The sequence below is a fragment of the Paenibacillus sp. JCM 18996 genome (assembly GCF_055392555.1).
Window position 1 is genome coordinate 3,485,329 of record NZ_AP043884.1, and the last position, 25,045, is coordinate 3,510,373.

The following is a 25,045-nucleotide window of genomic DNA, read 5'->3' on the forward strand; positions in this document are numbered from 1 at the left end:
AGTGACTGTTGGAGGGAGATCCTATGGACGTAAAGCAGTTGGAAAATTTTCAGCTATCCATGTACGATGTGCAGCACCAATTGAAGCGCCATGTTTACGAGAGGTCTTTGCAAGCGTTCCGGATGGGCGATGAGGCACGCGATTTAATTACTTCGAAGGAACAGCTTGAGGAGCGCCAAATCTACATGAGGACCAAATTTACCGAAGCGGTCGGCGGTTTGCCTGCAAGCGATACGCCTTTGAACGCGACGGTCACAGGCGTTGTCCGATGCGACGGATTTTCAATTGAGAAAATCATTTATGAGTCGCGTCCGGATACATACGTCACCTGCAATTTATATGTGCCGGACGGAATTACCGCGCCCCAAGGCGCCGTGCTTTATTTGAGCGGGCATCATGAGCAGGCCAAACACCACCCGGAATATCAAACCGTGTGCCAGCATTTAGTAAAATCCGGACTCATCGTTCTGGCCATCGATCCGATCGGCCAAGGAGAAAGATTAAGCTATTACGAACAAGCTTTGGACGGTCCTACGATAAGATCGTGCACCGGAGAGCATGATTATGCCGGCAGCCAGTGCTGGCCGCTCGGAGACGGCCTGGCACGTTATTTTGTCCATGACGGCATGCGGGGGATCGACTATTTGTGCACGCGTCCGGAAGTGGATTCGGACAAAATCGGTGTTACCGGGAATTCGGGAGGAGGTACTCAAACTTCGCTGATGATGGTTTGCGATCCGCGTATCGCTGCGGCTGCGCCGGCGACCTTCATCATGAACCGGAGAACATACTTGTTTGCCGGCGGCGCGCAGGATGCGGAGCAAATTTGGCCGGGGATGTCAGCTCTGGGATTCGACCATGAGGATATTCTGCTTGCCGTAGCTCCCAAACCCGTGCGTGTGCTCTCCGTCCAATATGATTTTTTCCCGATTGAAGGAACGAGAACAACCGTAGCAAGGACGAAACGCTTTTGGGAAATGTACGGCGCCGGAAATGATATCGATCTGATTGAAGATGCATCCGTTCACCGTTATACCGAGGCGTTGGCTCAAGCGGCAGCTGAGTTTTTCTCCAGGCATCTGCTTGACGAAACGGGGTCTGCTGCGTCAAGCGAAATTAAAACATTGCCTCCGTCACAATTGTGGTGCACCGAGACCGGCCAAGTCCGGAACCATTTCAATAACGCGCGTGCGGTCCATGAAGAAAACGCCGAACGGCTCAGGGAACTGGAACAAGAACGCTACTCCGTCTCTCTGGACGTGTTAAGGCAAAGGGCGATGGTCTGGCTTAAGGATAGGATATGGAACGAGCGGACGCCCTGCGATTTCAATCCAAGACATGTCCCGATAGGCTGGGTGGATGACCTTACCGTTACAAGCAGCCTTTGGTGGTCGCAGGAAGGTATTTTTAACCATGGATTCCTGTTCAGAAGCTTCCTTTATCAGAATGAGGAGCTGCCCTTGACGATCGCAGTGTGGGACGAGGGCACGGACGAAATTCAGCGGCATTTGCAATGGATCAGAGAAACGTGCGAATCCGGGAGGGCCGTCCTGGTGTTGGATACGTCGGGAGCAGGGAAGCTGACGCCCAATCCGCTGAACGGACATGACGCCCGGAGCTTCTACGGGGTGATCCATAAATTGTCCGATGATTTAATATGGTTGAACGATAGTCTGGCGGCGATGAGGACCTATGACGTTCTGCGGGCGATAGAGTTTTCCGCTCAAATACCGGGGATTATGGCAGAAGATATTCGGCTATACGCTCACGGGCGGCAGGGGATGTATGCTCAACTTGCGTCCTTGCTCGATGGGAAAATAAAGGCGATCGATGTCGCCCAGGGAATGGGAAGCATGAAATCGTGGATCGGTGCAAGGCATTATGACTCACACGATATTATGAGCATCGTCCTACCGGGAATGCTGAAGTATTTTGACCTGCCGGACCTCGGTTTTAAACGATAGATTGGCCAAAGGAGAGATATTTGTTGAAAAAATATGCGATAGTCGGCGCCAGCAGCAGGGGGATGCACATGTATGCGATTCCGATCGTTCGGGATTTTGCAGACACTGCGCAATTGGTCGGGATTTACGATCCCAATTTCAAACGGGCTGAGCTGGTCAGGGATAAAACGGGCGGTGATTTTCCGGTGTACTCCAGTTTTGAAGAAATGATAGCCGAAGCGAAACCGGATGTTGTGCTTGTTACTACGATTGACAGCTACCATCATTATTACATTATAAAAGCGCTAGAAGCAGGCTGCGATGCGATCACGGAAAAGCCGATGACTATCGATGAAGAGAAGGTCAATTCCATCCTGGAAGTCGAGAAGAGAACAGGGAAAAAGGTAACCGTTACCTTCAATATGAGGTTTATGCCTTTTGTGAAAAGGATGAAGGAGCTCATTCAGGAAGGGTCCGTAGGCACCATTCTGAGCGTGCATTTCGAATGGTTTCTGGATACTAGGCATGGTGCCGATTACTTCCGAAGATGGCACGGCAGGAAAGAAAATTCCGGCGGGCTGCTGGTACACAAATCGACGCATCATTTCGATGTGATCAACTGGCTGCTGGAGGAAGAGCCTGAAGTGATTTCGGCCTTCGGCACAAGGAGGTTTTACGGGCCCACGCGGGAGGAACGGGGAGAACGCTGCCTGACCTGCAGTTACACAAGCTCATGTGAATTTTATTTTGACATTTCCCAAGGGGCGACGGGCGAGCTGTATTTGCAGAATGAAGATGTGGACCAATATTACAGGGACAAATGTTTATTCTCCGAGGAAATCGATATTGAAGATTCGATGAGCGTCAGCGTCAAGTTTTCAGGCGGCGCCTTGATGAGTTATTCTTTGACCGCCCATTCCCCATATGAGGGATTCAAGCTTTCCATCAACGGCAGCGGGGGCAGGATGGAAGCCGAGTATTTCCATGGCAGCATCGGTCCTTATGCGGGGCAGAATGTGAACCGGCTGCGCTTATACAACCGTAAGCAGGAGGAAATTTCGATCAACGTTCCTGTTGTGAACGGAGTCCACGGCGGCGGGGATGAGCGGCTTCTGCAGATGCTGATCAGAGGGGACGTGGAGGATCCGCTCCGTCAGCAGGCCAGCTCCTGGGATGGCGCGATGTCCAATATCATCGGGATCGCCGCAAACAAGTCAATAAAAGAAGGCAGGCCGTTTCGGGTGGATGAGTTGATTCACAAAGTGTAGCGAATCGAACACGCAACGGCTGCACTTAGGATCAGAGGCTGTTCCATGAGCGGATTTTTCCGTGAGGGGCAGTCTCTTTGTTGTTTAGGCCTCACTCAGCACTAACGCATTCCTTCATGCCATATTCCCGGATTGTAAATAACCAGAGACTGGGGTGCGGCCCAGCTCATTTCCTGGATTTTTGCAATCTAGTTTTTCGGCGGGTTGTTGTGTCTGGTTCTGCCTCTGGTTTATAAAATTCCGATAGCCGTCGCCCACTCTATTACGGCGGCGGCTTTTTTGAGCACTGCCGCGACCAAATTCCCTTTGTCCGAATTGGCTGGCAGCTATATTATGGCGGGAGCTGTCGTAGCTCTGTTAGGAATGTCGGGCCTATTTGAAAAAGCGCTCCGTTTCGTGCCCAGACCGATGCTTGACGCCATGCTGGCGGGGCTCGTGCTGAATTATATTGTGAAAATGGTTCCGGCCCTGAAGCAGGCTCGGCTGATCGGAGGCCTTGCGCTGGTCGGATTCTTGATGATGCCGAAGCTGTCCGCAAAAATTCCGCGATTCTGGGCGTTCTGGCGTTCGGCGTCATCGGGCTGCTGGTCAGCGGCTCCTTGCCGCCGATCAAGCAGGCGGCAGCAGCGCTGCCGCAAATGGCAGCGCCCTCCTTTACAGCAGGCGGTTTTGTGGCGATTACGATTCTTTGCCAGTATCGGCCAGAGTGCACGTCCTAGCCCAGTACCGGCCAGAATGTACACGGTCCTTCCCCGGTACCGTGATAGCTTGCACACTCCCAAAACGCCTGCGAGGCCATATGCTGCTCTCCAGCCGCCGTTTCATTAAACCGGTTTAACTCAGCAGAATGCTTGTTATTACTTGTTGTCAACCAAATCCAACCAATTTACAAAAGCAATATTTCAATTTGAAACAGAGATAATAAAACCGTTTTATTCTATTCAGGAAGGCTCAGATATACAAAAAAAGGAGAGAAACGAGAATGAAAGCCAAGAAACTCACACCCATTGTGTTAGCTATCGCATTCGCATTGACCGGCTGCAGCACCGGCGCCAAGCAAGTAACTACCAGCCAAGAGGTGAAATCGGGAGAAAAGGTAACCAGCGACGCGGAAATCAACAAGGAAGGCGTGAAAACGAACAAAGTGGAAGCCGGGGACTACAAAATCATCAAGTTCCGCGCGAGCAGCAGCGACAAATCGGCGCCGGCCCGGATTTACAACCTTGTTGAAGCAGCCGACCGTTTGAATAAAAAGCTCGAGAAAGAAGGCGCCAAAGAGCGCGTTCAGGTGGAAGCGACTCTGGCAGAAGCCAAGGATGAGGTGATGAGGCAGAACATCATTTTTGCGTCCCAAAGCGGCAGCGCCCAGGAAATATACGCACTCGCTTTCGATAATATCGGCTGGATGGCCGACGGCAACTACGTTTTGCCCCTTGATGGTATCGAGAAAGATCCCGCTTTCAGCAAACTGATGGAGGGGTACTGGAACGCAACCAAGTGGAACGGACATACCTATGGAGTTATTCAGGATACGGAAGCGCGTGGCGTTATTTTCAACAAGGATCTGCTGAAAAAGCTGGGTTGGACTGACGACCGGATCGCCGCACTGCCGGAGCAAACTGCCAAAGGCGAATTTACTTTGGACGATATGGCGCAAGTCGGCAAGGAAGCGGTAGACAAAGGACTTGTCGAAAAAGGCTTCGGTTTCACGCATGACGGCGGCAAACAGCTGCTCCCTCTGTATATGGCGTTCGGCGCCAGGTTCTATGATGACAGCAATGCGAAGTTCATCTATGATGGACAAGCGGTACACAAGACGCTGGACTGGGCGAAAAAATGGGTGGACAGCGGCGTTATTAACAAGGATTCCATCACAATCGGCCGCGATGAGAATTTAAAGCGTATCGTAAACGATAAAGTATTGTTTATGATTGCCGGTACTTGGGATGAAGCGAAATTCAGAACCAAAGGCTGGGTAGAAGGAAAAGGCAACCTGACCGCTGAAGAAACGATCAAGAAAATTGGCGTCATGGCCGTGCCTGCAGCTGAAAAAGGCGGCAAACCGGTTACACTGTCCCACCCACAAGTGTACACTGTGGCGAAAGGGTCACCAAACGGCAATAGACTTGATCTGATTAAGCGCCTGTTTGTTGAAGTGTCCGCACCGGATATCCAGGTGACGCACGCTTTGCAGAGCGCGCATATTCCTTTTACGAAAGAAGCGCAGGAAAGACCGGAAGTGAAAGGCAACCCATGGATACAAGAGCAAATTCCTCTCACTAAATACTCCCAGTTTGTTCCTTCGCACCCGCAGTGGGGCAAATATTCCGACGTTCTGCAGGATGCGATGATCAACCTGGAAGGTGGAAAAATGCCGGCGGATGAAGCAGCCAAGTATATTCAGGATCAAATCAAGCTGAACATTGGAGCCGACCATATTATCAATAAATAGCGAGGATACATAATGGAACAGCAGAAGGAAACGTTATGGCAAAAATTAAAGGATGACTGGTTTGCCGTTCTCATGTCATTACCCCTGGTGTTTAATCAATATGTTCTGTTTGCGGTCACGGCGACCATCATTATCCTGATATCCTTTACTTCCATGAATTACAAATTGAATTGGGACTTCTCGGGCCTCTTCAACTATTACAAATTGTTTCACGATCCGCGTGTGCCTTTAATCTTGTTCAACACCATTCTGTTCGTTATCGGGTCTTTGGCATTGAAAGTGGGCTGGGGTTTTTACCTGGCCCTTACCACTTCCTACTACATCAAAAGCGAACGGATAGGGCGGTTTTTCCGCACCGCGTGGATGCTGCCGAAGGTCACGCCGGGGGTGGCGGAAGCTTTTCTATGGTATTTGATCTTTTCACCGAGCAACTACGGTTTGGCCAACATCATCGCCAAGACGTTCTTCGGAGCCCCGCCAAGGCCGTGGCTGACGGAGTACCCGTTATTGATCAACATTTTACTTGCGGGGATTATGGGCTCCACCTTTACGATGGTCATCTTATCCTCTGCTATTCAGTCGATTAACAAGTCTTATTTTTATGTAGCACAGTTGGACGGCGCGTCGCAGTGGACGATTTTTAAAGATTTGCTCATCCCCTTTCTGAAGTGGCCGCTCATGTTCCTCATTATCTGGCAGGGACTTTCGATATTGACCTCTTTCGAGTCTGTGTTGCTGCTCACGAACGGGGGCCCCAAATACGCGTCGGAGACCTGGGCGCTGTATGCGTACCACCAGGCTTTTGCTTCTATGGAAATAGGTTACGGCTCGGCGATTATGCTGGCGCTGCTGCCCATTATTGTCATTATGATGATTGTCGTATATAAGGTATTTGGCTTTGATAAAATGATGAACAACGTAAAATAACGAAGTGTATCAAAGGAGAAAGCTATGGAGGTTCTCAAGCGGAAGAAATGGAAGCGGACCAATGAAACCGGGCACGCCGATCTTTATCATTGGCTGTCCATAATCATATTGACGGTCATTTCCGTCCCTATGATTTATATTTATGTTTATGTGTTTCTTGTGGCGTTCGCCGGGCATCTTGACGGGTTTATTCCGACCAGCTTTACGCTGAAAAATTTCAGTTTCATGTGGTCCGAATTCGTCCTTGGAAGCTTCCGGTACTCCAACATTTGGCCAATCTTCGGCAATACTCTCATTTTTGCTGTATGCTCCTCTCTGCTGGAGGTTGCCTTAAGCCTGATGGCAGGCTACGCGTTATCGCGGGGACGGTTTCCCGGAAAGACGGCGCTGCTTCAGTCGACGATTCTGACGCACGCATTCCCGGCCGTGACCGGGTTAATTGCGTCGTTTTATATTCTGAAAAATGTGGGCCTTTTAAATACGCTGACGGGTGTGATTTTGCTCAAAGGACTCGGCGGGGTGGGAATGTCTACCTGGATTATTAAAGGCTTTTTCGATGAGGTGCCGAAGGAGCTGGATTGGGCGGCTAAAGTCGACGGTTGCGGACAAGCGAAATCGTATTTTAAAATATTCCTTCCCTACATTTGGCCAGGTGTCGCTGCGATCTCTCTGTTTGCGTTTTTGGGCGGCTGGGGCGAGTATGTCCTGTTATCCGTCTTTATCTTCGACAATCAGCTGTTGACGCTGCCGATCATTATGCAGAGCTTTCTGCGTGAAACAAGCGCCGAGGCAACGGGATTCATGATGGCGATCGCGAGCCTCTATATGCTGCCCGGCCTGATTTTGTATTTCATATCGCAAAAGTATCTGGACAAAATCAAGATATAATAAGCCACTCGGGGAGAAACGAAATGAACATCAATTTGAAAGGACTTAGCAAATATTACGAGAACAGCGAGAAGCCCGCTGTCGAAAACCTGGACTTATTTATCGAAGACGGTCACCTCATCTCGATTCTCGGACCGTCGGGGTGCGGCAAATCGACAACGATGCTGATGCTTGCGGGTATTTATAAAATTTCAGCGGGTGAAATCTTGTTCGACAAGGAGCCCGTCCAGACCAAGCACCCGAAGGACCGCAACATCGGAATGGTTTTCCAGAACTCGGCGCTGTATCCGAATATGACTGTCATGGAGAACATCGCGTTCCCGCTGAAGAACAACAAGGTACCCAAAGCGGAGCGGGTTGCCAGGTCAAGAGAAGCCGCGCGGCTTGTGGAAATGGAAGATTTTATGACCCGCAAACCAAAGCAGCTCTCCGGCGGCCAGCAGCAGCGCGTGGCGATTGCCCGGGCAATAGTTAAGGAGCCTAAGCTTCTGCTGCTCGACGAACCTTTGTCCAGCCTGGATGCGACGCTTCGCATTACGCTTCGGGAGGAGATTCGCAGGCTGCAGAGAAGACTTGGCATCACGACCATCATGGTCACGCATGACCAGGAAGAAGCCATGGCCATGTCGGATAAGATTGCCGTCATGAGAGACGGACGGCTGCAGCAGTACGCAGCGCCGGAGGAACTGATTTCCAGGCCGGCCAATTGGTTTGTGGCGAGCTTCCTGGGCCTGCCGACGATGAACAGACTGGATTGCGTCTGGCATGAGGTTGGGGAATCGCTCAAGATCATAGGCACGGATCAGGACTATATTATAAGAGGACTGCACGTGGATAAGGATAAGATCGATAGAAATCAGGAAGTGATTCTGGGTTTCCGGCCTCATGATATTGAAATCAGATTCGATGTTCCTCCAAATGAAAGCGAATATTTAAAGGGCTCCATAGGAGTTATCGAGTACAACGGCAAAGAGAAGATATTAAATTTGAATGTGGATGACAAAATCATTAAAGGGACTGCGCCGATGACAGCGAGTGTTCATCCTGACGATCCGGTCTGGTTTAAGATTAAAACATTAAGCTATCTGTTCCATGCATCGGGAGATCAGGAAAATATTTCGCTGACTTCGCAAGGGAAAATCAGAGCAGGAGAGAAGATATTACATGGATAACAAGGGAAACGGTATCCGGGCTTTACTGTTTGATCTGGGAGACACCATTATGATCGAAGAAACCGAAGTGAAAGACGAGTCCGGTGTCACTCAATCTGCGGAGGTGTTTGAAGGCATGGTGGAGCTGCTCCAATATTGGGCGTCCCGCGGCGTTCCCATCGGGCTTGTCGCCGACTCGTATGTGGGCACCTGCCGCAACGTATTGTCTCGGCACGGTGTGCTGGAATTGTTCGACACTCTCGCCATTTCGGAGGATGTCGGAGTGGAAAAGCCGAGTCCTATCATATTTGAGAAAGCGTTGACCGACCTGAATGTAGCGGATGACGAGCGGAGCCGTGTGCTGATGATCGGCAACAACCTTTCTCGGGATGCGCTTGGCGCCAACAGGCTCGGATTGGTCTCCGTGCGGATTCAATGGAACGAACGTTATCCCAAGGCGCCGGCCGCCGAAATGGAAACCCCTCGGTACGATGTCCAGAACAGCGCCGATCTGCAGAATTTGCTTCAAAGGTTAAATAACGAGTATCTGGCTGTGAAATAGAGGGAGTTAGACATATCCTTTATCGCGGCTAAAATACATCGGTGTTACGGAGGGACATACCGCGAGGAGGAGGGAAGACATTTGGCTACGATTGAAGATGTTGCCAAGCAGGCCGGTGTTTCGAAAAGTACCGTTTCGAGTGTGTTCAGCAAGAAAAGGCCGATCAGCAAGGAAGTAACGGAGCGGGTATTAAAGGTGGCAGAGCAATTGGAGTATAAGCCCAATTATTGGGCCCGCATGCTGACAAGCAAGAAAACCAGCATTATCGGCATCAGGATGCACGGGGAAAAAGTAAAGTTCAGCCAGTTCCACCTCGCGCTGCTCAACGGCGTACTGAAAGAATGCTATGACGCGGGTTATCGTCTGCTCGTAAACACGCTGTCGCCGGAATATCTGGGAAAAGTGGAGCATATCTCGTCAGATCCGGTTGACGGAGAAATCTTCCTTGACCCGGACCGGGACGACCCCCGCATTCGGGAGAAAATTTCGCTGGGGAAGCCTCTTGTTATCGTCGGCAGACCGCCTGAACGATATGAATCGCATATTTCCTACGTCGACAATGACAATGTTCTGACCGCACAGCGTGTAACCGAGTACCTGCTGAGCTTGGGGCACCGGAGAATTTTGTTCCTCAACGCTCCCAAATCGCGCACAGTATCGGAAGACCGTGAAAAAGGGTACCGCAAAGCGTATGTGAATGCCGGACTGTCTGTAGACGATTCCTTGATTGATTACAGGGACGAGCAGTCCGCATCTTCCGAATACGGCTATCTGTCGACCAAGCGTTTGGTGGCAGCTGATCGCTCGATTACAGCTGTGATCTCGGATTCGGACAAAGTGGCACTCGGCGTATATAAGTGTGCGTCCGTAATGAATTTGCGGATTCCGGAGGATTTATCCGTGTTTGCTTTTAGCGACGATTCCGTGTTCGCCCCCGAATTTGCGCCTCCGCTGTCCGGAGTCAAGCTAAACGCAGAGACGCTTGGGAGCGAGGCGGCGAAGCTGTTGATCCGCCAGTGCGCACAGGAACAGCAAACCGCGACAAGAGTTTTGATACCGACGCAGCTGGTATTCCGCAATTCCTGCACAGAGGCGAGACGCCGGTGAGACGCCGGGCGAGATCAAATAAAATCTATAGGGAGGTTGTTCTTTTTTGCATATAAAAGTGATGAGCTTTAATTTGCGTTATGATAATCCCGGCGACGGCTTGAACGCATGGGGAACCCGTAAAACCCGGGTGCGGGCCGCTGTCCGCAAGCACGATCCGCTGCTTGTTGGAACCCAGGAGGGATTGGCCGGAATGCTCCAGGACCTGGACGGGCTTCTTCCTGGCTACGCCCGTGTCGGTGAAGGCCGGCGTGGGGGCTCGGAGGATGAGCATACCGCCATTTACTTCAAAGAAGACGAGCTGGCGCTGGACGACTGGGGTCAATTTTGGCTGTCAGAGGAGCCTGCAAAGGCAGGAAGTATCAGCTGGGACAGCAATCTTCCGCGCATCTGCACATGGGCAAGCTTCCGGTTCGCAAATCAGCAAAACACGGGAATGACCGGTCAAACGCTGCGCATCTATAACACGCACTTGGACCATATAGGGGAACGCGCGAGGCAGGAGGGAGCGAGCTTGATCTGGCAGATGATCCTCAAGCATGCTTCCAACGATTCCGGCGAACAGGTGCCTGTCCTCTTGACCGGGGATTTCAACTCTTATCCTGACAGTGTGGCAATTCAGTTTTTACGGGGTGAGCTGGAGCTTGGCGGTGAAAAGAGCCAATTGATCGACGCCTATTCGGTATTAGCTGATGATGTCGGCCGCACCGCACATGAATTCAAAGGCGGGGAAACCGGGCAGCCCCCGATCGATTATGTATTTGGCGGATTTGGCTTGCAACCGGTGGAAGTGTCGATAGACCGCAGCGAGTTCGAAGGCGGCTATCCTTCCGATCATTATCCGGTGGTCGCTATTTTTGAGAAAAGGTAAATCAATTCATCGGCAACTTTAACAAAGCTGGCTGTTCCTTCAGTCAGCTTTGTTTTTTTGTTTAAGGTAAAAGAGCTTCAGGCTGCACAAATTCAATTTTTAGTTTACAGAAAATTCAGTGTCATATATAATATATTATATCCTATGTAAGGAGAACTAACGATGATGAATAGACCAGCACCCATGCCGCTGAAGATGCAAACGCATTCAATTTTGAAGGAAGCGATCATAAACGGAAGTTTGAAAGACAACGAGATGCTCACCGAGAAACGGGCTTATGAGCAGTTTGGGATAAGCAGAACGCCATTTCGGGAAGCGGTTCAAATGCTGGAGATGGAAGGTTGGGTTTACACCATTCCTTACAAGGGGACTTATGTGAGCCCGATAACGATAAGGGATATAGAAGAAGTGTTCGAGCTTCGCATGATTCTGGAAGGCGCTGTGGTGCGTAAGATCGCAAAGCGGATGGAGGAAGCCACGATTGATCGTCTGGAATCCATTGTTTCGCAGATGAAGGTTAATGCCGATGAGCAATCGCAAAACGAGTTTTTGGGCTTGGACCGCGATTTTCATGACGTGTTATACGAGGCCTCCGACAACCGGAGACTGTGTGCCCTGATCGAGCAGAATTCCGACCTGATAAGGAGAATCGGAATGAAAATTCTGCATAGGGAAACCCGGCGCAGCGAAGTCATTGAAGAGCACCGCAGCATCATTGACAGTCTGACAACGGGACAAGCGGAAGAAGCCGTCATCCACCATTTGGAAAAGGCAAAACGCACGTTCCTTGAACTCTATGAGGGGGGTGAACAATAAAACAGGAAAGAGAGGGAAGCGGCACAATGTGATGGAGTGGAAACAAAAAAATAGAGACAGAAAAATTAAATGGAGGAATTTGTTTGAAAAGGACAAATCGCAGATGGTTAATTGTTATTCTCATTTTTTTGGCCACATCCATCAATTATATGGATCGTTCGAATTTAGGGGTCGCAGGTCCGATCATGATGAAAGAGTTAAATATGTCTAAGACGGATTTCGGTATTTTAGGTTCCGCTTTTTTCTGGAGTTATACGTTGATGCAGATCCCGGTCGGATCAATTGTGGACAAGCTGGGACCGCGCATTACCTACGCCGTGGCGGTTGTTTGGTGGTCTATTTTTAATGCGCTTACGTCAACCGGCCGCTCGCTCGGCGCGTTGATTGGAATTCGGGCTTTGATGGGTATCGGCGAGTCTCCGGCTTTTCCGACCAACACTCGTGTCATCTCGGACTGGCTGCCGGTGCAGGAGCGCGGTTTTGCAAACGGTTTATTTACTACAGGCATTGCCGTGGGGGCCGGATTGACTACCCCGCTTGTTGTTTGGGTGGTGCAGACCTTCGGCTGGCAGATGTCCTTTGTTATCAATGGGGCGATCGGGATCGTCTGGGTGTTCGCGTGGCTTGCTTTCTTCAAGAATAAACCGTCGGAAGCGGGGATCAGCGAGGCGGAGCTGCAGCACATTCAGGCGGGACAAACAGTACAAACGGAAGCTGAAGGTCCCCGGCTGCGCTGGTATCAGTTGTTTAAAGTGAAAAATGTATGGGTGCTGCTGTATGGTTTATTCGCGCAGGATTATCTGTTGTATTTAATGCTGACCTGGCTGCCAACTTATCTGGTAGTCGAAAAGCATATGACTCTTGTGAAAGCGGGCTTTAACGCGATCCTTCCGTGGATAGCCGCTTCGGTCGGCGCTTTGGTGGGCGGATACTTGTCCGACCGTCTGGTGAAGAGCGGATGGAATTCCGTGTCGGCCCGGCGTTTGATCATGACAGTCGGAATGATTCTATCGCTGGCCATTATTCCCGCAGCATTCGTGGACAGTGTGCCCGTTGCGGTGGGACTAATCTCCCTGTCGCTGGGCGGGATGATGTTCGCCAACAGCTCGTCTTGGGCGATTGTAGCGGATATTGCTCCCCGTGGCTCTGCGGGTACTTTGGCAGGAATGCAAAATTTCATCGGCAACCTGTCCGGCTGGATTGCGCCGATTTTAACCGGATATCTTGCCGATAGACTGCATAACTTTGTTGCGGCTCTTGTCATTGCAGGTGTCATCGGCGGGATTTCGGCAATCATGTATCTGTTTTTCTTGAAAGCGCCTGCACAACAACAGCAGAAAAGAAAGGGGTTAACCGCCTAATGCACCGCATTCAACCACAACCTTTAATCGAAATGTGTTCGCTTATTTTAGAAAAGCAGGGCATTCCTTCGGATCAAGCGAAAATTATCGCCGCTTCTTTGGTGGAAGCCGATTTAAGAGGTGTTAGCAGCCACGGCGTCATCCGGATGTCTATCTATCTCCAGCGCTTGGGAAAGGGCGTTATTCAATCCAGACCAAATGTGCATGTCGATTATGAAACCGCATCCACTGCCGTTGTCGATGGAGAATACGGGATGGGTCAAGTAGTTTCCCAGAAGGCAATGGACATCCTGTTCGAGAAAACGAAGCAATCCCCGGTTGCGGCTGTCTCGGTTCGGCACAGCAACCATTTTGGTGCAGGCGCTTACTGGGCCATGCAGGCGCTTGAACAAGATATGATTGGAATCGCGGTCAGCAACGTGGAACCTCTTATGGTCACACCTGGCGGAGCTGCAGCGAGAGTGGGGAATAATCCCATCTCCATCGCCGTGCCGGCGGCATCTGAGAAACCGATCGTGCTGGATATGGCAACCAGTGTTGTCCCTCTGGGCAGAATCGTAGCCGCCAAAAGCAAGGGGCAGCCGATTCCGGAAGGATGGGCAGTGAACAGCCAGGGAGAGCCCTGCACAGATCCGGACGAAGTAATCAACGGAGGTTATCTGTTCCCTGTGGGCGGGCCCAAGGGCTATGGTTTAGCCATCATCGTGGATATCTTATCGGCTGTATTAAGCCAAGGCGCCATCGGGGAAGAGATCGGATCCTTGTACCAAAACTTGAACCGGCCGAATGACATCAGCCATTTTTTCATGGCTCTGCGGGTAGACGGCTTTATGAACCCGGCCATTTTCAAAGCTTCCGTTGATCGGTATGTCCGGTACATGAAAGATACTCCGCTGGCTCCCGGCTCTTCTCAAGTTTATCTCCCGGGTGAGATCGAATTTTTAAATAAAGAGCGTCATCTGGCGGAAGGAATAGCCTTGCCGGAATCCGTGGTGCAGGAACTGGCGGTATTTGCCAAGGAAGCGGGCATAGCGGATCGTTTAATTCAACCGTTGTTCGCGTGAGCAGCAGTCCTTTCATCAACAAAAATATTCTCGACAAGAGGGGCATTGACTATGAAATTAGTAAACTTTGCGCAGGGAGATCAAATACGGCCGGGAATCAAAACGGAAAAAGGCATTATTGACGTGTCTTCGACGCTTGGCCGAATTTACACAATGGAAGAAATCATCGCCGAAGGGGATGAAGGGATCGCCAAGCTCCAGTCTTTGGCTGTCCGGCCCGATCTGGTTTACATTGACGAATCGGAGATCGCTTATGCGCCGGCTGTTACCAATCCCGGAAAGATTATATGCGTGGGCTTGAACTACATCAACCATGCGGAGGAATCCAAAATGCAGGTGCCGACGACGCCGATCCTTTTCAGCAAGTTCAATAACGCACTCGCTGCCCACCAAGAGGAGATTCAACTGCCGGAAGATGCGGAGAAATTCGATTATGAAGCGGAGCTTGTCATTGTGATTGGCAAAACCGCCAGGAACGTAAGCGAAGAAGACGCCTTGAGTTATGTCTACGGCTACAGCGCAGGCAACGATCTGTCAGCCCGGGATCTGCAATTTCGCACGGGACAGTGGCTGCTCGGCAAAACATGCGACCAGTTCGCTCCTGTCGGACCTTATATCGTTACTTCGGATGAAGCGGGGGATGTAAATAATTTACATATCGTATGTAAAGTAAACGGAGAGCTGCGCCAAACCGCGAATACGAAAGATATGATCTTCAGCTGTGCGGCGATTATCAGCTACGCTTCCCGCTATATGACGCTGGAGCCTGGGGACATCATTTATTCCGGCACGCCGGACGGCGTCATTCTCGGTTATCCGGAAGACCGTCAGCAGTGGCTGAAATCCGGTGATGAAATTACGGTATCGATACAAAACGTCGGTACGCTTACAAATGTATTAAAGTAATAAGGAACAAGGTTGCTTGGAGACAAGCAGCCGATTTCTTTTACTGAGGGGGAGGAAATTATGACGACTACCGTTAAAAATCACTATGCCTTTGGACAGTATATCCACGGTGCCTGGAGAGGGTCAGCCGAAACCTTCGCTGTTTACAACAAATTTACCGGTGAAGAGATGGCAAAGATCGGCAGAGCCTCCCGCCGGGAAGTAACCGAAGCCGTTGACGCCGCTTTGCAGACATTTAAAACTCAAAAACTTACACCAAACGAGCGATACAATATTCTTATGCGGGCGGCTCACATTTTGGAGGAACGAAAAGAAGAGCTTGCTCTTATTATGGTAGGCGAAGTAGGCAAAGTGCTGAAAGATGCAAGAGGGGAAGTGGATCGCGGAATCCAAACTTTAATTGCTTCGGCGGAAGAGGCGAAACGTATCGCAGGTGAAGGCGTTCCACTAGGCCAACCGGGTTTTGACGGAAAAATCGCGTTTACGATCCGTGTTCCGGTAGGCGTTGTAGGCGCCATTACCCCGTTCAATTTCCCCTTGAATCTGACGCTGCATAAGGTCGGGCCGGCTCTGGCGGCAGGAAACACCGTGGTATTAAAACCGGCTGAAATGACTCCTGTCATCGCCTGCATCTTGGCCGATATTATGGCTGAAGCGGGCCTGCCTGCGGGATTCTTGAACGTGGTGAACGGATTCGGTCAGGAGACAGGGCAGTATTTGCTGGAAGATGAAAGCATCGCGATGTTCACTTTTACCGGAAGCCCGGGAGTGGGCCGTCAAATTAAAAGCGCGATAGGAATCCGCAAAGTGACATTGGAATTAGGCAATAATTCACCCAACATTGTACATGAAGACGCTCCGGATTTGGCCAAGGCGGCTGAGCTTTGCGTCTCGCGCGGCATGGCAAATAACGGTCAAGCCTGCATTTCCGTACAGCGGGTATATGTACACCGCAATGTCTACGACATGTTTGTTGAACAGGCGGTTGAAGCAGCAGCAGCTTTGAAAGTCGGGGACCCGGCAGATCCAAGCACAGATATCGGTCCGATGATTTCGGAGAAAGAGGCAAAACGCGTGGAAAGCTGGATTGACGAGGCTATTGCGCAAGGAGCGAAAGTGGCTTTCGGCGGAAAGCGCAACGGGGCATTCATGGAGCCTACGATTCTAGTCGATGTAAAAGCGGATATGAAGGTGATGTGCCAGGAAATTTTTGCGCCTGCGATCAATATTGTGCCGTATGATGACGTGAATCAAGCTTTCCAATGGGCGAATGACACCCGCTTCGGCCTGCAAGCAGGATTGTTTACGTCGAATCTCCAGCTGGCTTTACGGGCCGCTCATGAATTGCAATTTGGCGGAGTCATTATTAACGACGTTTCCACTACCCGTGCGGATGTCATGCCGTATGGCGGCGTGAAGGACAGCGGAATCGGAAGAGAAGGCCCGAAGTATGCGGTACAGGAAATGACCGATGAGCGGATCGTAGTGATCAACTTATAAAAACTTGTTAAGAAAAGGGGAGACAGTATGAGAAAGACGTGGGAATTTTTTTCGACGGAACAAATCGTGTTTGGACAGGGCTCTATCATAGAGCTTGACCGCATACTTCAACGTTTAAAAGCGAAAAAAGTTTTCCTGGTCACGGATCCGGGAATCAAAGCAGCCGGCATTGCGGATAGGGTCATCTGTTTGTTGGAGCAGGCCGGTTATGGGGTTGAGGTGTTTGACAGTGCAGTGCCTGAGCCGCCGGTTCAAACCGCATTGGATTGCTTTGAATTCGCCAGGTCGAAAGAAGTGGACGCGATTATCGGACTCGGCGGGGGAAGCAGCATCGATCTGGCAAAAGTAGTCGCTCTGCTTCTTGAGCACGGAGGACACCCGAAGGATTACTTCGGAGAAAATAAAGTGCCTGGTCCGATCTCGCCGCTTGTTGCTGTTCCCACTACAGCGGGCACCGGCTCGGAAGTGACGTCTGTTGCCGTCTTGACGGATGTCGAAAACAACATCAAGATAGGGATATCCGACAATTATCTCCGTCCGGCCGTAGCGCTGCTTGATCCGGAATTGACCGTCGGTTTGCCGCCATATGTCACTGCCTGCACCGGAATAGACGCTCTGGCGCACGCGATCGAAGCTTTCACTGCCAAACCGTACGCATACATTCAAGCCGAAGGGCAACTGCTTTTCCAGGGATCTCTCCCGATCAGCGATGCTTTGGCCTTTCAGGCCATCGAGCTTATAGTCGGCAACCTGACTAAAGCGGTACAACAAGGCAGCAATCTCGAGGCGAGATCGAACATGCTGCTGGGAAGTCTGTTAGCGGGACTTGCGTTCTCCAACGCGGGAACGGCGGCTGCCCACGCGCTGGCTTATCCGATAGGCGGCCTGGTCAAATCCCCGCATGGAGAAGTGACCGGATTGCTGTTGCCGTATGTGATGGAGTACAATACCTCTGTTGTTCCGGAAAAAATGGCAAAGATCGCTCTTGCGTTTGGCATTGGTGCGGAAGGCAAATCGCAAAGGGAATTGGCCTTGGCCGCCTCCGGCTGTGTTCTAAATCTTGTTCAGGAGATCGGTCTTCCTGTCAAACTCTCGCAGATCGGGATTTCGGAGAATGACATCCCCGGCATTGCCGAGAACGCCCTTCCTATTGTCCGCCTGGTCCGCAATAATCCAAGGGTCCCCGGACAGGAAGGATTCGAATCGATTCTTAGCAAAGCGTTTTAATTCATGAGGGCAGATCAGGAGGTGCCGTATTTGAACTCGCAAAATGTATCGAGCGGTATATTATCCGCCGTGATGTGCTGCACTGGTCCGGCTGTGATTGTGATCGACGCGGCAAACGCCGCGGGCTTCAGCAGGCCCCAGCTCATTTCCTGGATTTTTGCGATCTACTTTTTCGGCGGCTTGATGTGTCTGGTTCTGCCTCTGATTTATAAAATTCCAATAGCCGGTGCCCACTCTATTACGGCGGCGGCTTTTTTGAGCACTGCCGCCGCCCGGTTCCCGTTATCCGAATTGGCAGGCAGCTATATCATGGCGGGAGCCGTCGTCGCTCTGGTAGGAATGTCGGGCCTATTCGAAAAAGCGCTCCGCTTCGTGCCCAGACCGATGCTTGACGCGATGCTAGCGGGATTGGTTCTGAATTATATTGTGAAAATGGTCCCGGCTCTGAAGCAGGCCCCGCTGATCGGAAGCCTCGCGCTGTTCGGATTTTTGATCGTGCCGAAGTTGTCCGCAAAAATTCCGCCGATTCTTGGCGTTCTGGCGTTCGGCGTCATCGGGCTGCTGATCAGCGGTTCTTTGCCGCCGATCAAGCCGGCGGCGCCAATGCTGCCGCAAACGGCAGCGCCGTCCTTTACTGCCGGCGGTTTTGTGGCGATTACGATTCCTGTCGCCTTTCTCATATTAAGCAACGATATCGCGGTGGCTCTCGCCGCCCTCAGAAAAAACGGCTACGAGCTGCCCGTGGGCAAGATGCTGGTTTTTTCAGGGTTCGCCACTGCGCTGGTTGGCTTTTTCGGAGGACACGCGGCCAATGTCGGCGGCATGATGAGCGCCGTATGCAGCCAGGAGGAGGCGGGACCCAAAGAGAAGCGGTACTGGGCGGCGGTCATTTCGGGGGGAATCGTGGTCCTGTTCGGTCTGTTTGCGTGGGCGGCTATTGCAGTCATTGAGGTACTGCCAATGCCTTTCATTACCATTATTGCCGGATTTGCCCTGGTGGGCGTGCTGATGAACAGCCTGCAGTCCGCTTTTTCCGCTTCTTCCTACCGTTATTCCACTGTTTTTGCGTTTGCCATCGCCGTGTCCAACATTTCCTTTCTTGGCGTGGCTTCGCCGGTGTGGGCCCTTCTGTTCGGAGTGGTTTCGGCAAAGATTTTGAATGAGGGGGTTCACGCAGATGCGGGTTTGCAAGATTCGTAGACTCGGCCCCAAAAAAGGTTGGACGAGGAAATAGGTTCGTGTTATCTTTAAAATAATTGAATGATTTACTCGAAAGAGATCGAACGGGGAGCTTGCAGGTCCCGCGTGTTCGATGAACAGGGAAGTCCGGTGAGAATCCGGCACGGTCGCGCCACTGTAAGCGGGGAGCGGCTTCCACCATGTCACTGTCCTGGGTTATGGGGCGGGAAGACGGAAGCCGGCTACGATCCGCAAGTCAGGATATCTGTCTACTCGAGGGAACCATCGCCTACGCGAAAATAGGAGAGGGGGGAACGGCTCTACGTCAGGCACGTAATTCCGCCTGCAAGTCAATGCGCATTTCGGCATCCCTTTCATAGGGGTGCTTTTTTAGTTGACTACTGCAGCAGTTTTCTCTGCTTACGATGCGGGATCAACTAAATGGCAAGGGTGGCCGAAGGGGAACGGCTCGTACGACAGCAGTTTTTACCTACCTACACTGCTGGATCTACTGGTGTTTTTGGAGAATAGCGGAGTTCCAGGGCGTTATTCATCAAACCAATGAGAAGAATCCGATCGATAACGGATTGTTAAGGCTTTATTTGGTCGTTTGAACTACAGGGAAGGGGGATTCAGCGAAATAGAGCCTCCAAACGGCGTTATCAGATGAGCTTGCACAATAGAGAAAAGAATAACGCCTCGGAAATCCGCTATATCGCATGCAACCCTCTGCTTGAACGAGAATTAGACAAGACATGGGACTTCTTATTGAGAATTGTATGAGAGGAGAATGTAAAACAGATGGAGAGTAAGAGATTGATTAAAAGGATAAGCATGTTTCTGCTAAGCTGGTGCCTGATAATATCCATGCTTGGCGGACTGCTGCCGGCGCACGCGAATGGGGCCGCAAAGGGGCTTGTTGCTGTTCCCCAGGCGATAGAGGACGCTGCAGGCTACATATTGGCGTCAGATGGAAATACGCTCACGGATTGGGATGCGTACGCGTTGGCCAAAGCCGGGAAGCCGGTGCCGGATTCGTATTTGGCTTCGGTCGGCAGTAAGCTTCAGCAGAGCGGAGGAAGTTACGGCAGCGTCACCGACTATGACCGGATAACGCTGGCTGTGAAGGCGGCGGGGGGCAATCCGGAACAGATCGCCGCCGGATCGAATTCGTACAATCTCATTCAGAGTATTTATAACAGCGACGTGATGACCGCGCAGGGAACCAACGGCGCGATTTATTCGCTGCTGGCGCTCGGCAGCGGCAATTACAATATTCCGTTAACTGAGAGGTGGAATCCGGATAAAATCGCCGCTTGGCTGCTTGCGCAAAAAAACGCTGACGGCGGTTGGCCGCTCGCAGCCGGGGGAGCCAGCAGCGTAGATATTACAGCGTCTGCCATAAACGCGCTCTCCAAATACAAAACGCTTGCCGGAGTACAGCAGGCGATCGACGGCGGCATTCAATGGCTGTCCTCGCATCAATTGGCAAACGGAGGATTTTACGAGTTTGGGGAAAATTCGGAAAGCACCTCGCAGGTCATTCTGGCCTTGTCCGCTGCCGGCATCGATGCCCGCGGTTCGAGTTTCACGAAGGCGAACGGCAATCCGCTCAGCTATTTGTTCAGCTATCGGCAGAGCGACGGCGGCTTCGCCCACGTGGCCGGCGGCCCTTCCAACGCGGGTGCCACCGCACAGGCGCTAATGGCCTTGGCCGCTTACCACACGTTTACCGGCGGCAGCAGTGGATCGTACGATGCTGTCCTGACCGCCGGGATCGTATCGCCGTCCTCAGCCAGCGTCACGGTGCACGTGGCCGGCCCGGCGGGGATTATTGCCGAAGGTCCGGCAGCTGCGGGCAGCGCTTATGACGCTGTCATCCAGGTGCTGGGGAAGGCAGGTATTACACCGACGGAGAGCCCGGGCCATTTTATCACCGAGATAGCCGGAATCAAGGGCAGTAACAGTGCTTTTTGGCTGTATAACGTCAAACGCCAGGGCTCATGGGATTACGCCAACACGAATAATCTTGGAATGTTTGACTACAAGCTGCGGAGCGGCGATGAAATTTATCTCTACTACAGCGGCCTTGACACTGCGGTGGTCAAATCGGTCACGGTAGATCCCGCGCTGCCGGTGGCCGGGCAAGCTTTGCAAGTGAAAGTAGAACAGTCGGTATGGGACTGGGTATATAACAGAGAGAATGTGACAGTGGCTTCCAGCGTGTATGTGGAGCTGGGCGGCCAAAAGGTGCAGACAGACGGTAAAGGGGTCGCTCTATTCGCGTCCGGTCTGCCGGCCGGCAGCTATAAAGCCGTTGTGAGAGGCGAGCGGCCGGGGATGGCCCCGAAAATCGCAACGGATACCAAAGCCGTTCAGATCGGCTCGGCCTCCATTCAAATTGAAGGCTCCTCAAGCACATACGCCGTGGGGACGGCGAGCTCCCCGAATTTGCTGGACAGCGTTCAACAGCTTTTGGCCGGTAAACAGGTGCCTTTCAAGATCGAGAGCGCCAGCTTCGGAAAGTATGTGAAATCGATCGGTTCCGATGCCGATTCCTGGAGTTATGCGGTCTACCGCCAGGGCAAATGGAGCATTCCACAGGTGGGAATGGCGGATTATACGCTTCAGCCGGGCGATCAAGCCGTCATCTATTACGCCGGGTACGACGCGAAGTGGAATCCGACAACGTATCTGGTCGATTCCATTACGCTGAATCCGGCGCAGCCTAAAGCGAGCGAATCCTTTACCGTCAAGGTGAACAAGACGCTCGGTTACGATACGCCTTCCCCGGCAGCCGGGGCTCAGGTGAAAATCGGAGGCCTCACCGCCGTCACCGACAATCAAGGCACCGCTACTTTTGCGGGGTTGCCCGAAGGAGTGTATACGCTCGACATTTCGGGTTATGTCACCGGCGGAGGGCCGAAGATTGTTCATACCTCGCAGACTGTGACCGTCGGGCCGAGAACCGTGGCGGCAGGCGGAGGATCGGATGCCGCTGCAAATCCGGTCGTGAATTTATCAGTAGCCGGAGACAGCGGGATGGGGACCATCCAGTCTTCGACTTGGGTTTCATTGCGGAGCGGCGATACGCCTTATTCCATTTTGATCCGTGCATTGGGCGCCGGCCGCGTCCAATCGTCCGGTTCGGGCTCGACGGCGTACGTACAGGGCATTGACGGACTGAAGGAATTCGACCGGGGGCCGTTAAGCGGTTGGATGTACGCGCTCAACAGAAACTACCTGAGCAGGGGAGCGGATTCCGTGATCTTGAAATCAGGCGATACGGTCGCTTGGCGGTATACCCTGAACGGCGGGAAGGATTTGAATAAAGAAGCTGATCCGGAAGGAACGTCCGGTGCGTCAGGTGCGGGAGTGCAAGCAGTGCAAACCGGCTCTGCGGTGGCGGATGCTGTGCAGAAGCTGGAGCTGGCCTATGATAACCCGAAGCCGGTGGACGAGATTGCCAAGCCGGCCGTTGTGCTGAACGCGGACAAAAAAATGTCGGCTGATGCCGCGGACAAGCTTAAGAACGATCTGGCGGCCAATGTGGTTAAAATGGAAAAAGCGGTTTTTGCGGATTCCGCGACAGTGATTGCTGACGCCAAAGAAGAAATTCAGCTGCAGATTCCGGCAGGAGCGCTTAGTAAGTTCACGGCCATTACGGTCAGTGAGCTGAGTATCTCCGGACGCAGTGAGCTCGTTTCCCCGGTTTATGAATTCGGCCCGACGGGCCTGTCGTTTAATAAACCGGTACAAATCTCGATAAAAACACCGGTGGCGGCGGAAAGCCTGGATCAATTGGCGCTGGTGTGGCTGAACGAGAAGACGGGACAGTGGATTCCGGTGCCGGCCGTGATCGATGCCCAAACGGGAGTTGTGACCGGGCTCGTGCACCATTTTACGAAATTCGCTGTAATCAATAAGTCCAGATTGGCGGTGCCCGTCGCGTCTGATTCGGCCAAAGAAATCGGACCGTCCATTGAACGGGCGTCCAAATGGCTTAAGGGCGGAGCGGAGCTGAGCGACTGGTCAGCCTACGCGCTGAGCAGAGCTGGTGTCGCCATTCCGGAGAATTACCTTACGTCGGCTGAAGCCAGGCTGAAAGAGAAAAATGGCGTATTCCGGAACGTAACCGACTATGAAAGGCTGGCGCTGAGCGTGCAGGCGGCCGGCGGCAATCCGGAGTTGATCGGCGGCTTCAACCTGATCGAGCGTATTTATAATAACGACCGTATGGAAGCGCAGGGCAGCAACGGTCCAATCTACGCGCTGCTCGCTTTGAACGGAGGAGCATATCATATTCCCGCAGATGCAAAGTGGACGAGCGAGAAGCTGCTGCAGTGGATTCTGGATGTGCAGAATGCAGACGGCAGCTGGCCGCTGATGAAGGGTGAAGCGGGCAATCCCGACTTGACCGGTGCCGCGTTGGCAGCTCTAACACCTTACAAAGAGCGGGAGGCAGTAAAAACCGCTATGGAGAAAGCGGTCAAATGGTTCGGCTCCAAGCAGTCGGAAGACGGCGGCTTTGCACTAGAAGGAGCGGAGAACGCGGAAAGCACGGCACAGGTGCTCTGGGGTCTTTCAGTCAGCGGAACTGATCCGGTGAACAGCCCATATTTCAAGTCCGGAAGCAAGAGCATGCTGGCTTACCTGCTCAGACTGCAGCTGAGCAGCGGCGCATTCCCGCACAAAAGCGGCGGGGAAGCGGAAGTGATCGCCACGGAGCAGGCATTAATGGCGCTCGGTGCATATCAAGCGTTCCTGAATCCAGTGAGCCAGGCGCCTCGGGCTCCGGCTTCGCAAACATCGGCACCGGCTTATGCCGACCAGGAGGACATCGCCTTCTGGGCTCTGCCGTTCGTGCAGAAGGCTTCGGTCTACCGCATTATGGAGGGGACCGGTGCAGCGGTTCCAACCTTTGAGCCTAAAAAGCAAGTTACACGCGCGCAGTTTACCGCGATAATGCTGAGGCTGCAGGGCGAAGCGCCTTCAGGTGACGGTAAAACCGCTTTCGCCGATGTAGCTGCGGATTCATGGTATGCGGGATATGTGGGCAAAGCGGCGGCTAAAGGCATCGTGGAAGGCATAAGCGCGGACCGGTTCGCTCCGGAGGCCGCGATTTCACGGCAGGAGATGGCCATTATGCTGGCGAGGGCGCTGGGGTTACAAGCCGCAGGCAGCGGTTCTGCAAGCTTCATTGATTTGAACCACTCGTATCCGGATGCGGTACCTTTCATCCAGGCCGTCCAGGAGAAGGGGCTGATGGAAGGCGACGAATCCGGACAGTTCCTGCCGCTGGATCCGGCAACTCGCGAGATGGCCGCTGTCGTAGCGGTAAGAGCTTTTGAATTGACAAAAAAGCAGTAATTGCCCAGGATGAGAAGAGCCCGGTTTGAAGGGGCTCTCCTTTCCTTTTTTTGTAAGAAAAGATAGTGTAAATTTGAGGGCAGCGGGCTCTATGCAGTGGCGGGTACTACTCTGAATGGTGCATTCGCGGCGTTAACGTATTTTTATTCCTTTATTTTGGGCGAACAGTCTTTTTACCCATCCACGTCAGCCTTTTGGCCATAAATAACGGAAACGCAGTGCGTTAATTCTGGGCAATAACCGGGAAATGCCGCATTAGCGGAATAAAATTCCTTTATTTCGGCTGCAATGTTCTAAAGGAAGCCGTTAGGCGTTTTACTTATGAAAAAAGGAGTCCTTTAACCGAATCAACATCATTCACGCACATCCGTTGGATTTTGTTCACTCCGTGCTCGGAATTTGATTGGATATGGTTCTTTTCACTGCACAAAATGCAATGCGGCCAGATTCATA

The 25,045-nt window shown here is 52.1% G+C and carries 18 protein-coding genes and 1 riboswitch; all 18 genes read left to right on the plus strand.

The window, feature by feature from the left end; genetic code table 11:
* The first annotated feature begins 23 nt into the window (after window positions 1-23).
* The 18 genes from ACZ5N7_RS17215 (at window position 24) to ACZ5N7_RS17300 (ending at window position 24,592) form a co-directional block, all read left to right on the plus strand.
* Window positions 24-1,964 (plus strand): alpha/beta hydrolase, encoded by a 1,941-nt coding sequence (locus tag ACZ5N7_RS17215; protein ID WP_464655843.1) that lies wholly within the window; start codon window positions 24-26, stop codon window positions 1,962-1,964.
* Window positions 1,965-1,987: 23 nt separating this feature from the next.
* Complete coding sequence (locus ACZ5N7_RS17220) at window positions 1,988-3,211, plus strand: Gfo/Idh/MocA family protein (RefSeq protein WP_464655844.1); 1,224 nt, start codon at window positions 1,988-1,990, stop codon at window positions 3,209-3,211.
* A 207-nt stretch (window positions 3,212-3,418) separates the two neighbouring features.
* Entirely contained in the window at window positions 3,419-4,039 is a 621-nt protein-coding gene (locus ACZ5N7_RS17225) for a benzoate/H(+) symporter BenE family transporter (RefSeq protein WP_464659331.1), read from the plus strand.
* A gap of 154 nt (window positions 4,040-4,193) precedes the next feature.
* A complete protein-coding gene (locus ACZ5N7_RS17230) occupies window positions 4,194-5,663 on the plus strand; it encodes a sugar ABC transporter substrate-binding protein (RefSeq protein WP_464655845.1) in 1,470 nt (489 codons plus the stop codon).
* A gap of 12 nt (window positions 5,664-5,675) precedes the next feature.
* Entirely contained in the window at window positions 5,676-6,590 is a 915-nt protein-coding gene (locus tag ACZ5N7_RS17235) for a carbohydrate ABC transporter permease (RefSeq protein WP_464655846.1), read from the plus strand.
* Between the two features lie 24 nt (window positions 6,591-6,614).
* A complete protein-coding gene (locus ACZ5N7_RS17240) occupies window positions 6,615-7,478 on the plus strand; it encodes a carbohydrate ABC transporter permease (RefSeq protein ID WP_464655847.1) in 864 nt (287 codons plus the stop codon).
* A 23-nt stretch (window positions 7,479-7,501) separates the two neighbouring features.
* Window positions 7,502-8,650: an ABC transporter ATP-binding protein gene (locus ACZ5N7_RS17245; RefSeq protein ID WP_464655848.1), complete on the plus strand. Its 1,149-nt coding sequence runs from the start codon at window positions 7,502-7,504 to the stop codon at window positions 8,648-8,650.
* Window positions 8,643-9,191 carry an HAD family hydrolase gene (locus tag ACZ5N7_RS17250; RefSeq protein WP_464655849.1) on the plus strand — a complete coding sequence of 183 codons (549 nt, stop codon included), beginning with the start codon at window positions 8,643-8,645 and terminating at the stop codon, window positions 9,189-9,191. Before ACZ5N7_RS17245 ends, ACZ5N7_RS17250 begins: the two co-directional genes overlap by 8 nt.
* Before the next feature lie 81 nt (window positions 9,192-9,272).
* Entirely contained in the window at window positions 9,273-10,298 is a 1,026-nt protein-coding gene (locus tag ACZ5N7_RS17255) for a LacI family DNA-binding transcriptional regulator (RefSeq protein ID WP_464655850.1), read from the plus strand.
* Window positions 10,299-10,344: 46 nt separating this feature from the next.
* Window positions 10,345-11,169, plus strand: coding sequence for an endonuclease/exonuclease/phosphatase family protein (locus tag ACZ5N7_RS17260; protein WP_464655851.1), 825 nt, complete (start codon window positions 10,345-10,347; stop codon window positions 11,167-11,169).
* A gap of 162 nt (window positions 11,170-11,331) precedes the next feature.
* A complete protein-coding gene (locus ACZ5N7_RS17265; RefSeq protein WP_464655852.1) occupies window positions 11,332-11,985 on the plus strand; it encodes a GntR family transcriptional regulator in 654 nt (217 codons plus the stop codon).
* An 83-nt stretch (window positions 11,986-12,068) separates the two neighbouring features.
* Window positions 12,069-13,346, plus strand: coding sequence for an MFS transporter (locus ACZ5N7_RS17270; protein WP_464655853.1), 1,278 nt, complete (start codon window positions 12,069-12,071; stop codon window positions 13,344-13,346).
* Entirely contained in the window at window positions 13,346-14,410 is a 1,065-nt protein-coding gene (locus ACZ5N7_RS17275) for an Ldh family oxidoreductase (protein ID WP_464655854.1), read from the plus strand. The genes ACZ5N7_RS17270 and ACZ5N7_RS17275 overlap by 1 nt, the downstream gene beginning before the upstream one ends.
* A gap of 51 nt (window positions 14,411-14,461) precedes the next feature.
* Window positions 14,462-15,316, plus strand: coding sequence for a fumarylacetoacetate hydrolase family protein (locus ACZ5N7_RS17280; protein ID WP_464655855.1), 855 nt, complete (start codon window positions 14,462-14,464; stop codon window positions 15,314-15,316).
* A gap of 60 nt (window positions 15,317-15,376) precedes the next feature.
* Complete coding sequence (locus ACZ5N7_RS17285; protein WP_464655856.1) at window positions 15,377-16,816, plus strand: aldehyde dehydrogenase family protein; 1,440 nt, start codon at window positions 15,377-15,379, stop codon at window positions 16,814-16,816.
* A gap of 27 nt (window positions 16,817-16,843) precedes the next feature.
* Complete coding sequence (locus ACZ5N7_RS17290; protein ID WP_464655857.1) at window positions 16,844-18,043, plus strand: hydroxyacid-oxoacid transhydrogenase; 1,200 nt, start codon at window positions 16,844-16,846, stop codon at window positions 18,041-18,043.
* Between the two features lie 30 nt (window positions 18,044-18,073).
* Complete coding sequence (locus ACZ5N7_RS17295; protein WP_464655858.1) at window positions 18,074-19,243, plus strand: benzoate/H(+) symporter BenE family transporter; 1,170 nt, start codon at window positions 18,074-18,076, stop codon at window positions 19,241-19,243.
* Window positions 19,244-19,322: 79 nt separating this feature from the next.
* Window positions 19,323-19,509: riboswitch (cobalamin riboswitch) on the plus strand.
* A 529-nt stretch (window positions 19,510-20,038) separates the two neighbouring features.
* On the plus strand, window positions 20,039-24,592 hold the full coding sequence (locus ACZ5N7_RS17300) for an S-layer homology domain-containing protein (RefSeq protein WP_464655859.1): 4,554 nt from the start codon (window positions 20,039-20,041) through the stop codon (window positions 24,590-24,592).
* Window positions 24,593-25,045: the final 453 nt, after the last annotated feature.

What these genes read in the sequence shown, in the direction of transcription:
- ACZ5N7_RS17265 (WP_464655852.1), top strand. Translation starts at nt 11,332, where the DNA reads ATGATGAATAGACCAGCACCCATGCCGCTGAAGATGCAAACGCATTCA.
- ACZ5N7_RS17250 (WP_464655849.1), top strand. Translation starts at nt 8,643, where the DNA reads ATGGATAACAAGGGAAACGGTATCCGGGCTTTACTGTTTGATCTGGGA.
- ACZ5N7_RS17215 (WP_464655843.1), top strand. Translation starts at nt 24, where the DNA reads ATGGACGTAAAGCAGTTGGAAAATTTTCAGCTATCCATGTACGATGTG.
- ACZ5N7_RS17230 (WP_464655845.1), top strand. Translation starts at nt 4,194, where the DNA reads ATGAAAGCCAAGAAACTCACACCCATTGTGTTAGCTATCGCATTCGCA.
- ACZ5N7_RS17280 (WP_464655855.1), top strand. Translation starts at nt 14,462, where the DNA reads ATGAAATTAGTAAACTTTGCGCAGGGAGATCAAATACGGCCGGGAATC.
- ACZ5N7_RS17235 (WP_464655846.1), top strand. Translation starts at nt 5,676, where the DNA reads ATGGAACAGCAGAAGGAAACGTTATGGCAAAAATTAAAGGATGACTGG.
- ACZ5N7_RS17285 (WP_464655856.1), top strand. Translation starts at nt 15,377, where the DNA reads ATGACGACTACCGTTAAAAATCACTATGCCTTTGGACAGTATATCCAC.
- ACZ5N7_RS17245 (WP_464655848.1), top strand. Translation starts at nt 7,502, where the DNA reads ATGAACATCAATTTGAAAGGACTTAGCAAATATTACGAGAACAGCGAG.
- ACZ5N7_RS17275 (WP_464655854.1), top strand. Translation starts at nt 13,346, where the DNA reads ATGCACCGCATTCAACCACAACCTTTAATCGAAATGTGTTCGCTTATT.
- ACZ5N7_RS17240 (WP_464655847.1), top strand. Translation starts at nt 6,615, where the DNA reads ATGGAGGTTCTCAAGCGGAAGAAATGGAAGCGGACCAATGAAACCGGG.
- ACZ5N7_RS17290 (WP_464655857.1), top strand. Translation starts at nt 16,844, where the DNA reads ATGAGAAAGACGTGGGAATTTTTTTCGACGGAACAAATCGTGTTTGGA.